Source organism: Corynebacterium amycolatum, from assembly GCF_016889425.1.
Lineage (GTDB): Bacteria > Actinomycetota > Actinomycetes > Mycobacteriales > Mycobacteriaceae > Corynebacterium > Corynebacterium amycolatum.
Genome location: NZ_CP069513.1, coordinates 1001482 through 1014105, shown reverse-complemented (window position 1 = coordinate 1014105; position 12624 = coordinate 1001482). Strand labels below are relative to the sequence as shown.

General features: G+C 54.2%; 11 protein-coding genes. 2 read left to right on the top strand and 9 right to left on the bottom strand.

The window, feature by feature from the left end:
- Window positions 1-103 precede the first annotated feature (103 nt).
- Window positions 104-2836: an ATP-dependent Clp protease ATP-binding subunit gene (locus I6J19_RS04420; RefSeq protein ID WP_038626605.1), complete on the bottom strand. Its 2733-nt coding sequence runs from the start codon at window positions 2834-2836 to the stop codon at window positions 104-106.
- A gap of 254 nt (window positions 2837-3090) precedes the next feature.
- Window positions 3091-3549 carry a hypothetical protein gene (locus I6J19_RS04415; RefSeq protein ID WP_038626607.1) on the bottom strand — a complete coding sequence of 153 codons (459 nt, stop codon included), beginning with the start codon at window positions 3547-3549 and terminating at the stop codon, window positions 3091-3093.
- Between the two features lie 231 nt (window positions 3550-3780).
- Between I6J19_RS04415 and I6J19_RS04410 the strand changes: the two genes are divergently transcribed.
- A complete protein-coding gene (locus I6J19_RS04410) occupies window positions 3781-3975 on the top strand; it encodes a DUF4236 domain-containing protein (protein WP_016421461.1) in 195 nt (64 codons plus the stop codon).
- Here the strand turns inward: I6J19_RS04410 and I6J19_RS04405 are convergent.
- The 7 genes from I6J19_RS04405 to I6J19_RS04375 all read right to left on the bottom strand — a co-directional run bounded on the left by I6J19_RS04405 (window position 3972) and on the right by I6J19_RS04375 (window position 11489).
- On the bottom strand, window positions 3972-4772 hold the full coding sequence (locus I6J19_RS04405; protein WP_235191269.1) for a hypothetical protein: 801 nt from the start codon (window positions 4770-4772) through the stop codon (window positions 3972-3974). The two genes, I6J19_RS04410 and I6J19_RS04405, sit on opposite strands and share 4 nt — an antisense overlap.
- A gap of 46 nt (window positions 4773-4818) precedes the next feature.
- Complete coding sequence (locus I6J19_RS04400) at window positions 4819-6414, bottom strand: serine/threonine-protein kinase (protein WP_016421463.1); 1596 nt, start codon at window positions 6412-6414, stop codon at window positions 4819-4821.
- A complete protein-coding gene (locus I6J19_RS04395) occupies window positions 6411-7004 on the bottom strand; it encodes a hypothetical protein (protein ID WP_016421464.1) in 594 nt (197 codons plus the stop codon). Before I6J19_RS04395 ends, I6J19_RS04400 begins: the two co-directional genes overlap by 4 nt.
- Window positions 7004-8623 carry an Hsp70 family protein gene (locus tag I6J19_RS04390; protein ID WP_016421465.1) on the bottom strand — a complete coding sequence of 540 codons (1620 nt, stop codon included), beginning with the start codon at window positions 8621-8623 and terminating at the stop codon, window positions 7004-7006. Before I6J19_RS04390 ends, I6J19_RS04395 begins: the two co-directional genes overlap by 1 nt.
- 115 nt (window positions 8624-8738) lie before the next feature.
- Window positions 8739-9638 carry a hypothetical protein gene (locus tag I6J19_RS04385; protein WP_016421466.1) on the bottom strand — a complete coding sequence of 300 codons (900 nt, stop codon included), beginning with the start codon at window positions 9636-9638 and terminating at the stop codon, window positions 8739-8741.
- Complete coding sequence (locus I6J19_RS04380; protein WP_016421467.1) at window positions 9625-10926, bottom strand: hypothetical protein; 1302 nt, start codon at window positions 10924-10926, stop codon at window positions 9625-9627. The genes I6J19_RS04385 and I6J19_RS04380 overlap by 14 nt, the downstream gene beginning before the upstream one ends.
- A complete protein-coding gene (locus tag I6J19_RS04375) occupies window positions 10923-11489 on the bottom strand; it encodes a hypothetical protein (protein ID WP_224433512.1) in 567 nt (188 codons plus the stop codon). The genes I6J19_RS04380 and I6J19_RS04375 overlap by 4 nt, the downstream gene beginning before the upstream one ends.
- Before the next feature lie 336 nt (window positions 11490-11825).
- Between I6J19_RS04375 and I6J19_RS04370 the strand changes: the two genes are divergently transcribed.
- The gene (locus tag I6J19_RS04370) at window positions 11826-12623 is read left to right on the top strand and encodes a hypothetical protein (RefSeq protein WP_235191270.1); all 798 of its coding nucleotides are present in this window, start codon (window positions 11826-11828) and stop codon (window positions 12621-12623) included.
- Window position 12624: the final 1 nt, after the last annotated feature.

Below are 12624 nucleotides of genomic sequence, written 5' to 3'. Positions count from 1 at the left end.
GGAAAGACCGCATATAGACACACTGCCGCCCCAGTTCCTCCTCCCATAATGGAGTCGGAACTGGGGCGGCAGTGTTCGTTGGTACTGCTAGCGGCTAAACCTCTTAGAGCGGCTGGCCAGCACCCGCACCAGCCGGTGGCGGGTTGTGGCCGTCGTCATCGGAGTCCGAACCGGACTCTAGGTCGGTTCCAGCGGCGGTGGAACCGCCGTCACCCGGTACATCCGGGGTGATGATATCGGACTCGCTGGTACCAGCGCTGCCGAGAACGTCCTTGTCTTCCTCAGACTCCCCCAGAGCACCGCCGTCGGCATCAACGTTCCCGGCCTTGCCCTTGTTGGTGAAGGTGAACTTCGCCTTGTCGACGTCCTTGGACTCGCCATCCCAGCCTTCGACATCGATGAAGACGGTCTCGCCGAGACCAACCTCACCGTAGAGAATCTTCTCGGAGAGCTGATCCTCAATCTCGCGCTGGATGGTGCGACGCAGCGGACGGGCACCGAGCACCGGATCAAAGCCACGCTTGGCCAGCAGGTTCTTGGCGCGGTCGGAAATCTCCATGGTGATGCGCTTCTCACCGAGCTGGTCGCTGACGCGGGCCAGCATGAGGTCGACCATCTGAACAATCTCGGCCTGGCTCAGCTGCTTGAAGACCACAATCTCGTCGATACGGTTCAGGAACTCCGGACGGAAGTGCTTCTTCAGCTCGTCGTGGACCTTGTCCTTCATCCGCTCGTACTTGCCGTCTTCATCGGCCTCGCCGACGCCCGAGAAGCCCATACCAACAGCCTTGGAAATGTCGCTGGTACCCAGGTTCGAGGTGAAGATCAGAACCGTGTTCTTGAAGTCCACCACTCGCCCCTGAGAGTCAGTCAGACGACCGTCTTCCAGGACCTGCAGCAAGGTGTTGTAAATCTCCTTGTGGGCCTTCTCAATCTCGTCGAAAAGCACGACGGAGAACGGCTTACGGCGCACCTTCTCAGTGAGCTGGCCGCCCTCTTCGTAGCCGACGTATCCGGGAGGAGCACCGAAGAGGCGCGAAGCGGTGAAGCGGTCGTGGAACTCACCCATATCAATCTGAATGAGGGCGTCTTCCTCACCGAAGAGGAACTCCGCCAGGGCCTTCGACAGCTCGGTCTTACCAACACCGGACGGGCCGGCGAAGATAAACGAACCGGACGGACGCTTCGGGTCCTTCAGACCAGCGCGGGTACGACGAATAGCGCGGGAGACAGCACTGACGGCCTCTTCCTGACCGATAATGCGCTTGTGCAGCTCATCCTCCATGCGCAGCAGACGCGAGGACTCTTCCTCGGTGAGCTTGAACACCGGAATGCCAGTCCAGGAAGCCAGGACCTCCGCAATCTGCTCCTCACCAATCTCAGCGATGGTGTCGGACTCGCCCGCACGCCACTTCTTCTCGCGCTCGCGGCGCTCTTCGCCCAGCTTGCGCTCCTTGTCGCGCAGACCAGCTGCCTTCTCAAAGTCCTGCTCGTCGATGGCGGCTTCCTTCTGGCGGCGCACATCGGCGATCTTGGAGTCAATCTCCTGCAGGTCAGCCGGGGCAGTCATGCGCTTGATGCGCATGCGAGCACCGGCCTCATCGATCAGGTCAACGGCCTTATCCGGCAGGAAGCGGTCGTTGATGTAGCGGTCGGAGAGCGTAGCTGCGGCAACCAGAGCCTTGTCCGAGATGGATACGCGGTGGTGAGCCTCGTACTTATCGCGGACACCGCGCAGAATCTCGATAGTGAGATCCACACTCGGCTCCGGCACGTTCACCGGCTGGAAACGACGCTCAAGAGCGGCGTCCTTCTCAATGTGCTTACGGTACTCATCCAAAGTGGTAGCACCGATGGTCTGCAGCTCACCGCGAGCCAGCTTCGGCTTCAGAATCGAGGCTGCATCAATTGCGCCCTCGGCGGCACCGGCACCAACCAGCGTGTGAATCTCGTCAATAAACAGGATGATGTCACCGCGCTGGTTAATCTCCTTGAGCACCTTCTTCAGACGCTCCTCGAAGTCACCGCGGTAACGGGAACCCGCAACCAGCGAGCCCAGGTCGAGAGAGTAAAGCTGCTTATCCTTCAGCGTCTCCGGCACACGACCGTTGACAATGTCCAGTGCAAGCCCCTCCACGACGGCGGTCTTACCAACACCAGGCTCACCAATCAGCACAGGGTTGTTCTTGGTGCGACGAGAAAGAACCTGCATAATGCGCTCGATTTCTTTCTCGCGGCCAATAACCGGATCCAGCTTGCCCTCACGTGCAGCAACGGTCAGGTTACGACCGAACTGATCAAGCACCAGCGAACCCGACTGGTGGTTACCCTCCTGCACACGAGCGCCGGAAGTAGCACCGACCGGACGCTGCTCCGGAGAACCATCGGACTCATCGCCCTGGAAACCGCTGAGCAGCTGAATAACCTGCTGACGTACGCGCGGCAGGTCAGCGCCGAGCTTAACCAGGACCTGAGCAGCAACACCTTCGCCCTCACGAATCAGGCCGAGCAGCAGGTGCTCAGTACCGATGTACTTGTGACCCAGCTGCAGAGCCTCGCGCAGAGAGTACTCCAGCACCTTCTTTGCACGCGGGGTAAACGGCACGTGACCGCTCGGCGGCTGGGAGCCACGACCAATAATGTCGACTACCTCAGAGCGCACAGCATCCAGGGAAATACCCATGGACTCCAGCGCCTTGGCAGCTACACCGTCGCCTTCACTAATCAGGCCGAGCAGGATGTGCTCCGTGCCGATGTAATTGTGATTGAGCTCGCGTGCCTCATCCTGTGCCAGGACGACAACGCGACGTGCTCGGTCCGTAAACCTCTCGAACATCACTGCCCTTTCAAGTGTCTATTTTTGCCGTAATTCAATAAAGGTTGTTTCACCTAGCTTAAACGCGACGCGACACAGATTAATCCCTATAGCCGTACGCCAGTAGCGAACAGCCTGGTCGAGAGAGGTATCACTGCTCGTACGGCAGCAAAAGCTCCCGGCGGCAATGCCACCGGGAGGAAACGAATGTTGGAATGAATTACTCCTGCGCGTTAAGCCAAACGCCAGACAAGAAGGAGTATTTGCACGGGATATCAGTCAGTCTCCATAATCTCCCACTCATACGGAGTCACTTCACCGCGCACCTCGTGGTACGGAGAACTGAAGTACAGGGTGCCATTCTTATTCAGGACCACGATCCCGTGGAAGCTGTACTTCTTCCCTTCCTTCAGTCGGAATGGCGGGCGCGAGGCATCCCAATTTCCACCGCTCATTCCGGCTTCCCAACTTCCAGATGCATCCTCGAGATCAAAGGTGACCAGATTGTGGGCGTTCTTCTTGTTACCCCACTTAGCTGTGGTCTGGCAGCGGAACATGTCCTGATTTACCGACCCACCACAGACTACGGTTTCTCCGTCTGTGGAATAGCTGACATAGTCACGGTTGATCTTGGGGTAGTTCGTAGCTGCATCGGCGACGGACGGATTGACAACAGCAAGCGCAGTGGCGGCAGTGATTGCGGCGGCTACAGCGGAAATCTTCTTGGTGAACATGATCTCAGATTAAAAACTCTCGGACACAAAAGAAACGGGAGTTCTCCCCGGGGAGTTCTCCCCTAGCTAAACCATGCTGGACTGCCCAAATCTGGACAGTGGTGCCATCAAACGCACCACGATTTATCCGCTTATGTCACCGGCACAATGCAGTCAGAGAGCGATGCTGTCCAAAGCAGCACGGTCAGAGCGCATGGCAGTCTGTGACGCACCGAGAATGGATTTATATCAATGGCTTTCAAACTATTCAGCTTCCGAAAGACCTTCCGCCCCACCCGCAACTCCCGGGTTACGCTATCGCGTTCTGGCCTCGGATATTCCTATCGCATGGGGCCCGTTCGGTGGACGAAGAATGCCCGTGGCGGCCGAACCACTACTGTGAACACGCCAATTAAAGGATTGACTTATCGCAAGTACCGTCGTTAAGCGAGCAGTTTCAAGTCGTCTGCAGTGACCAATCGTGCTTCGATTGCAGCGACAACTACCAGCTGCAGACGGCTCTTTTGATTAACCCGTTGCCGCTCCTTGCTTGAGACCAGCCCCTTGCTCAAAGCGGATTCAAAAAGTGCGGTGCGGTAATGCTCGACTGCCTTTGCGGTCTTGCCTCCCAGCTTTCGGCCGGCCTCGGCATCGGTGCATGAAACCATAATGGTGTCGATTCGGCCGCGCAGATAATCCTCCGCATATGCAGCGATCAGAGCACGCTGGCGCTCCGGCAGCTCCCCAACCGAGATGGTTTCAGTCCCGTCAGTTGGCAGCACGACCTTCGCATCGGCGTGCTCAATATCCTGTTTAATCTGAATTTCGTACTGGTCATCCTTGACGGAAAAGCGGATGAAATACTCCGGGTAGCTCAAATCAAAACGCTGTTGCGGAGCCAGCCGGAATGACCGCGACACCTCCGGAATGTGCACCATTGCAGTCACGTGCTCGCAGTTATTGAGCAGAAACCACATTCCGGATTCCGCATACACATACATTGCTATGCGGTGCATGTAGCGGTTATCTTCGCCCACTTTGAGGTCGGCGTCACGCCCGATGGTCAATCCCTCACTCGGATTGGCAACAATCGCATCCCCACACAAATTATCAACCACAAGTGTTGGGAGCGATGTCACGTTGACCAGGCCTTTCTCTCGCACCACCAGCCACCAACCGCGAATCAGGAACCCTACCCAACGCTCCTGGGGGAATCGCCCAACGACGGCTGAAGTGACTGGCATTCATGATAGTTATCCGAAATATAACAAATATTCTCGGCGTTATCGCTTAATTCGTCGTGGTTTGCATTGCCCACGCCGCCACCGTGTCATAGGCAGCAGGACAAGGATCGCCTTCACTCAAAACGACAAATACCGGACGAAGCACTTCGGGACTGGATGGCGCAGAACTTTCCGCCGGCTGAACCAAGCAGTAATTAATCGGCCGTGTTGCCTCGGAACCTTCGCTGTTCACAGCTTGAAATGAGCCTGACGTTTGTAGGACATCCAGCCGGCGACCATCGGGCTCCATTCGCAGTTTCACCACTTCAGAGCCAGCTGGTTCAGCCACTGACCGGTTCTTGCTCACGGCATCCAGAATTTCACCCCGCCATTTGTCATTTTCAGCCTCTGCAATCGGCTTCTTCTCATCAATACCGTGGCGAAATGGCAGCAAGAATTCATCTGCCGAAGCAAACTGCGTCGCGTGATATGCAGCACCGTTGAATGTTCCCATCCGCTGAATCCCCTGCCAGCTCTTCTCACCGATGGGGACGTCGCTTAACGACGTAAGGGTCCATCGGTCACCCACCGGAATCCGAGGCCCCTTCGCCAAATCGGGAGCGCGAAGTCGCATCGGTTCCGCAGAACCTCCGATAGCTACTGGCTGTGCCAAGTGCTTGGCACTAAAGAGACCGCCATCTCCAATGCCGCTACGTTCGGCAACAACAATGCCACCACCAATAAGGCCTAGACATGCCACTACGGAGAACGCTGCAAGGGCTTTCTTCCGGTTCTTCGGATTGCGAACCTCGACGGCACCACCATTTAGCGCAGCAATGAGATCGCTAATAAACGCATTGCAGGATTCGTAGCGTTCATCGGCGTCAACCGCCAACGCCTTGGCGAAGACCGAATCAACTACCGCACCGAGGTTGGTAACCGGTCGCTTACCGCAGTGCAATTGCCGCGCACTGGCCGCGTCAGTAGCTGGAAATGCCTTATATCCCTGCAACAGCTCGAATATCGTGCACGCAAACGCATACTCGTCACTAGCTGCACTAATGCAACCCTTAGTGAAGATCTCTGGCGCCATGTAGGGCAATGAGCCGGCAACACGATTGGTCACGCCAACACTGTCGATTTCAGTGGCGGTTGATACACCGAAATCCACAAGCGTCGCGCTTAACACAAGCCCCGACGAATCTCGCTCTACGACGATATTTGATGGTTTTACATCACCATGAATCACCGCTGGTTCGTGCTTTGCTAGCCGATCTAGCGCGGTAGCAATCTCCACACCAATCGACATGACCTCGCTCTTATCGAAAGTGCGCGGCGGATATTCGGCCAGTTCAGCGCCCAACGAATTACCGCTAATAAGAGTCATGGTGAACCAAAGCAGGTTCCCGGCTCGCCCGCCATCGAACACGGTCACAACGTTGGGAACGTGAACAGTGGCTGCGATAGAAACCTCGTTCTGGAACAGTGCCTCCATTCGCTTAGAAGCACTGGCCTCTTCCGGCAGTGGGACGATTTTCAGTGCTTCGTTTCGGCCCAGCTTGGGATTTCGTACTCGAAAAACAGTCCCCATATTGCCGGCACCGATGAGAGCTTCAACCTCGTAGCCCTCAAAAATATCGCCTACCTGGGGAAGATTAGTCATCGGTTCCGTTGCCCAGACCCATCGAGATTACCCACCATAATCTGAATCCCAGACTCAGAGCGGCAATCATAATTAGGCGAAACTTCTTGGCATTCCATCGTCAGTGGCTGACCGTCATACTCAATCTCGATTGTCGTCTGCTTTGGCAGTGTTCCTTGCTCTTGCCGCTGTTTACTGAGCGCCCGCACTACCTCGTAATATGCTTCACAGTCCATATCGGAGCCCTGGTTTGACCAGGCACTCTGCAGCATCGGGCACGTCGGATCAACGGTCGACGCTAAGACCTCTGGGTCTACGAACCGATCGTCGGCAGGCGGTGCGATTGTAGTCGAGGTTGGTTCCTGATCATCGCCCACATAGTAGGACGGCGAGACTTCCACTTCGGTGCTTTCAGTGGTTTCAAACAACCCGTCGGCGTTATCCTGCTGGTTAGAGCGGAAATTTAGGATCCAGACCACCATTGCCAGGATGACGACAACCAGAATGGCGAGCACGAACAGCAGAATCTTCCGATTTCGACCATCAGTATCGGAATTTGCACCGCTGTCAATGTCATCGACGCCCGGGATTAGAGTGCGATCGTCGGTCATCAGTTATCTCCTTGGCTGACAGAAACCTTCATCATCGTCGTGCGAGCAGCCGAAATCTCTTCCTCATTCATCACACCAATGCGCACGTGGGATTCGATTGAGCGACCCGATGGAACGTGAGTGCCTTCCACGGTAATCATGCCGTCTGCTGCTACAAAGAACTTAACCTGAATTGGCTGACCCTTGGGCAACGGCGGGATACCTGTCAGCATAGATTCCGATCCACTAATGATGTCATTGAGAGCGACATCTTCGGATGGAACGTCACTGGCCTGCTGATACAGCGTCAAATCTACTTCCTCTTGGCCATCAGCTACGGTCGAATACTCCCGGACCACCGGCTCAGACAGGGGAATCATGTCATTCTGGTTGACCAGATAGTCGATGTACGGGTTGTTCAGATGATCGACAACTCGAATGCCAATCGACTTTGGCAATACATTTGCCACCTTCTTCTCCGACAGCGCGGCTAGCTGCCCGGCGTCAATCCCTGTCTCAGCCGCGATCTGCGCAATTGACTGCTGTTGGACAGCAGGGCTGGACTCAGCATTAACCACTCCCCCGAGCTTGCTGATCATCGCAGCAAGGGCAGCACCCTTAGCAACGGCTAGATCAGGCTCAACCAACAGTGGCTTCTTACCCGTCAGACGCTCCACCAGTTTGGTTACGGCGGTCATTCGCGAAGATCCACCCACCAGGATGACCTCATCAATTGTCAGTCCCGGCTCCTTTTCCTTTGCCGTCTCCAATACACGGGTCAAAGGAATCTCCGTCTGCTCGAGCAATGGCGCCGTGACACGCTCCAAGTCTTCGCGGGTAACGGCAATCTTGGCGCGGGAACCAGAGTCACTGGCAAGTCGCACAGTGGCGCTTTCCGCATTACTCAGCGCCTCTTTACAGTTCACCGTCTGCTCATGCAACTTAGCGACGAAGGTCTCATCGTTTTCCGCCTCCTCGTCACCAGTCTGCTCAATGAATTTATCCAGGATAAATTCACCAAGCGCCTTATCCCAGTCAGCACCGCCCAGTCGAGCATCACCGTCGGTGGCAATAACCCGGAAGGTGTTGTCAATCCCCTGCACAATCGTGGCATCGAATGTACCGCCTCCGAGGTCATACACCAGCAAGGTCTTGTCCTTTAGAGGCTGCTTGGAGTCGTAGTAGAGGGCCGCAGCAACCGGTTCTGCTACCAGCTCCAACACATTGAAATTAGCAATCTGCCCTGCGTTGCGAGTTGCCTCGCGCTCCTTCGCACCAAAATATGCCGGCACAGTAATAACTGCCGAAATCTCGTCGTCAGCTGCTTCGTCTGGAACCAACGAGCGCAAAATCAATGAAGAAATCTCCTCCGGGGTATACGCCTTCCCGCTGAAATTCCATTTCTTATCGGTGCCGATGCTCCGCTTCACCAGCTCGATGACGTCATTGGGGCTGAAGAGCTTCTCTTCACGTGCCAGCTTTCCGACAACGGTATTGGCCTTCGATTCAAACCACACCACACTTGGTGTCGACAGATCTCCGTCGAGGTTTTCTTGAATGACAGGAACACCCAGTGAGTCCACGTAGGAAATTGCGCTATTGGATGTGCCCAGATCGATGCCGTAAATACGTTCAGCCATGATTTTTCTCCTTATTCTGAAATCTGTTGGATTCTTGACTTCTTTTGCCGTGTCAGCGCTCTAGTTGTGTGCTGGCCGGACTCGAGCTGTGCTCTGTTCAGACTCGAGTTTTGGCCTAGTTGCCGCTGTGCCGGTACACCGTGACCGGCGCCTTGGCCACCACAATTGGACTGGTAGAACTGGTGAAGGTGTAGTAGTGCGAGATTCGTCGTGATGGCGCCAGCGTGCGGTGCAGCGCGGGGTTATCCGAATCCGCGAATTTGGTACGACGGTGAATTGAAGAATCAAAGGCATCGCCCACCTTCGCCTCTGTAATTGCCACTCCCATGGACTGAAGCGCATCTGCGATCGAGTCCTGCAGGAAATCCAGGGTCGAATACAGGTCACTGCCATCAGTTTCGGTAGTTTCTTCGAGCCGCGAAAGGTCAGCGCAAATCCCGTCATGGATGGCCGCCAACTTTTCCGCCAGCGGCATCAACTGGGCGTACCAACGACGATCAGTCAGCGCTTCCAACTCTTCACTTTGAGAGCGCAATACTGCGTTCATTGTGTCCAGCCGTGTTTGAATCAAATCCAACTGCTTTACGACGTTCCCGGCCGCAACACCTGCGGTACTTTCAGCATCCGTTTCTGGGAGCTCTTCCACTGTCGCGGGAGGAAAATCCTGCTGGGCTGGAACTCCTTCCGCGGTGTCTTCATCATGGCCAAACTCGGCACCACCAAATTCAACACCGTCAAATTCGACGTTCTCAACCTTGGACCATGCAGCTTCGTCGGTGTCTAGTTTTGGATCTCCGGAATACTCGACCGGCTCCTGACCTGTGGTATCACCATTGTCGACCGTGCCCCGGGGGCCGAAGGACTCATCAAAATTCGGCAGCGGGGCGAAATTATGCGCTCCACCGAAGTCAACCTCCGGATACTTAGGATCTCGTTCCTGATACTCATCAGCACGACCGTCTGAATGTTTAACCGACCTTTTGTTTTCATCCTTTTTGTTATTAAAGAACCCCATTTTTATATTCCTTCCCCTTAGCGAATAGATAGGCAATCGACACAAATGTAATGATAAATATAGAAAATAGAACCCATCCTAATTCATAGAAATTATCATTTATAACCCCCATGGCAATGAAATATACGATTCCAAAAACAGCAATCCATCGTTTTGCCACTCGCTTCTTTACCAACGCCCACAAGATACCGACAAAAATAGCCAGCACCGGTACAGCAATAAATCCATTACCCTCCTGCATGAACTGCACTATTAAACCGAGCACAACAAATGGAGAAAGAAATCGTAATAACTCCTTGGCAATCGCATCCCCTTCACCGGCATGGGGCGTCTTAAAATCCGATTTTCCCCTTCCGGTATCAGCCTTCAGGACATCGTCAGGATTGACGTTTTGAAGAACGCGATTCTCAATTGTTGAATCGGAACTAGAACAGTAGGCTCCCTCAGCAATTTGCAATTCTTTACGAAGTCTCATTGGGTCCAGCGACGTTCCGTCGTTAAGCAGACCGAAAGTATGTCGAGTCACTAAATCCGCTGGATCATCGACTGCTTGCAACCTTCGAATAAAACCGGTGCGGGTTTCAGCCTCTGGCGAACCGGTACGAAAGTTCGCACCGATGGATTTAGTTGCACTCTTCAGCATGTCGCTATCGATTGGCTTGCCGTCAATAAAGCCTTCGGACTGTTCACGAAAACCGCTCGCAATGACGTCTGCAATCGACCGAATGTCGGTATTTGCACTACTGGCCTCATCAAAGGCCGCCCAGACTCGTTTCTCCGCGTTGTTCGTCGGATCAGTCTCAATTTCCTGGCTATCTTCAACGTCGACGTATTCACGGAGCTCCATGCGGTTAGACGTTGGAACCAATATCCGATCGAAGAACTCTTCAAGCCCGTGCTCGGTAATCGCTTTTCCGCTGCCCTTTGCATACGGCTTCAAGAACCCCTCTTTAACTGCCTTCATCTGCACATCAGTGAAGAAGTACTGAGGACGCTGTACTCGTTTGAGAACAAGTCGAAAAGAAACACCGAACTTCTTTCGCACTGCGTCGACAAAATCTTCGGTGTGCAGCTCATCGATAATGTCCAGTGCGCGCTGGGACTGCTTACCGAAGAACAACAGGTCTCGAATTAAACGGACACGCGCTTCCCAAAAATCCGAGGAAGAGGCATCTCCGCCCATGGGAATGTCAGCAATCAGCTGAGCTAACTTGGCGCCCGTTGGCACTGCGCCTGGTGAAAATAAGTTTTCAGCTAGGTTGTCTCGAACTGCGGGATTCAGACTCACATCTGCTCCTGAATCTCACTGATGCGAACACGCTGTTCTGGAGATAGGCCTGTCATAAACCGCCTGGCGGGATCTACTGCGATAAGCCATCCGGGGTCTACATGCTCCGGCAACAGTCGAATCATTGCCCGAGCAGGGCGTCCCGAATCAAGCGCGGAGACAGTTGTCAGAGTCTCTCCGTTGACGTTGGTGTCCTCTCGTTCTTCAAGCTCATAGGCAGTGCCGTACGTGGAAAGCGCCTGCTTCATCTCTTCAAACGCCGCGGCAGTGTTGTAGTCGAATGCGGCGCGAGCGTAGATGTATTCCACTAGGACTACGAGAGCGAAAAGGATTAATGCTTCGAGCGAAATAAGGACGCTTTTAGACATAAGCGATGCTGCGGTGACTGCCAGCACCGTGATAATGAGGCCGGGAATCCAACTAGTCTGATTTCGCAAGAACCACATCGCAAACCCCATGGCGAATGGAATCAACATCGCCGTATCTGGATATGGTCCACTATTGATGGATTCCAAAATTCCGCCAATTATGAATCCGGCGATAATGAGTACGACTCGAAACATCCAGGGTGCCCACCAAACAAAAAATGGCGGAATGATACGACCTTCTTGATCTACACCAACACGGTTTGGAATAATTCCTTGATCCTCCAAATCACCGCGCCAACCTTTAGTACGATCTGGAACACCCTTCACAATATCTGTGGTTTTTGAGAAGTAGCTTTTGGCCACATCTTTCAGCTGTTGGAGGTTCATTAAACGGTTCTTTCCCTCAATCCTTTGTCCAACGATTAATTCGCTGAACCCGACAGGATTTAGTTAAACCTGCACGGGTAGTGAAAGTCACCGGGAGAACTCCCGTACCGCTTCTGAGGCCTCCGCTATAGCGTCGTCAAGCAGATGAAGAAAACGCTTATTCGGCGCTTAACTCGGAGGTTTTTAACGCCCATGTCATCCCAGTTTCATTCAAAGCACGTTTTGGCTGCGGCAGCCGCCGCGACTGCCCTGACCCTGATTGGCTGCTCAGGTATGCCCACTAACAACGCTGCCCCGGAGTCCCCCGCAGTGGTGACAGTTACAGAAACGTCCCCTGCTTCTGATGCACAATCCGAGACCCCTAGCTCGACTGAGAGTTCGACCGAGTCGGAAGATCCAGAACAGGAATATGCCAACAGTTCGCAGGATAAGAATTCTCCCAACAGCGAACTTTCGGATTCGGACGATGACTCTGGTGTAGTAACGCTGAACAGCTCGATGGAGCTGACCAAAATTGGCGGCATGGAGCCTGGCAGCGCCAAGCGCCAAAACGTCAAGATTGACGCAACTGCTCACCAAAAAGAATTGGGCGGCTTCGACACTGCTCGGATCACGTTTCCTTTCGAGGGGGCCAATAGCCTGTTGACCTATCCCCTGGTTGATGGCGAAGCAAACGTCAGGTTGCTGTGGAATTTCAGCCAGACCGGAGGAACTGAAACCTGCGAAAACAAGGTGGAGGTCTACGATGCCGAAGGCAAGCCGACTGCAAGTGCCAGCGCAGGTGTGACTGGACAACATACTCCTTGCCAAATCGTTCGCCGGTTTGGGGAGAAGGCCTACGCAACGTTTACAGGACCCGGTGAATACATCGTTGCTGTGACAGCCCAGCAACCGGGATTCGAACCCATCACAATTGCACAGAAAGTAAAGGTAGTCGGATAAA

Excerpts from the sequence above, each read along its gene's own strand:
- I6J19_RS04400 (WP_016421463.1), bottom strand. The coding sequence starts at position 6,414 with ATGACTAATCTTCCCCAGGTAGGCGATATTTTTGAGGGCTACGAGGTT.
- I6J19_RS04390 (WP_016421465.1), bottom strand. The coding sequence starts at position 8,623 with ATGGCTGAACGTATTTACGGCATCGATCTGGGCACATCCAATAGCGCA.
- I6J19_RS04415 (WP_038626607.1), bottom strand. The coding sequence starts at position 3,549 with ATGTTCACCAAGAAGATTTCCGCTGTAGCCGCCGCAATCACTGCCGCC.
- I6J19_RS04375 (WP_224433512.1), bottom strand. The coding sequence starts at position 11,489 with ATGTTTCGAGTCGTACTCATTATCGCCGGATTCATAATTGGCGGAATT.
- I6J19_RS04370 (WP_235191270.1), top strand. The coding sequence starts at position 11,826 with ATGAAGAAAACGCTTATTCGGCGCTTAACTCGGAGGTTTTTAACGCCC.
- I6J19_RS04410 (WP_016421461.1), top strand. The coding sequence starts at position 3,781 with ATGGCTTTCAAACTATTCAGCTTCCGAAAGACCTTCCGCCCCACCCGC.
- I6J19_RS04405 (WP_235191269.1), bottom strand. The coding sequence starts at position 4,772 with ATGCCAGTCACTTCAGCCGTCGTTGGGCGATTCCCCCAGGAGCGTTGG.
- I6J19_RS04420 (WP_038626605.1), bottom strand. The coding sequence starts at position 2,836 with ATGTTCGAGAGGTTTACGGACCGAGCACGTCGCGTTGTCGTCCTGGCA.
- I6J19_RS04395 (WP_016421464.1), bottom strand. The coding sequence starts at position 7,004 with ATGACCGACGATCGCACTCTAATCCCGGGCGTCGATGACATTGACAGC.
- I6J19_RS04385 (WP_016421466.1), bottom strand. The coding sequence starts at position 9,638 with ATGGGGTTCTTTAATAACAAAAAGGATGAAAACAAAAGGTCGGTTAAA.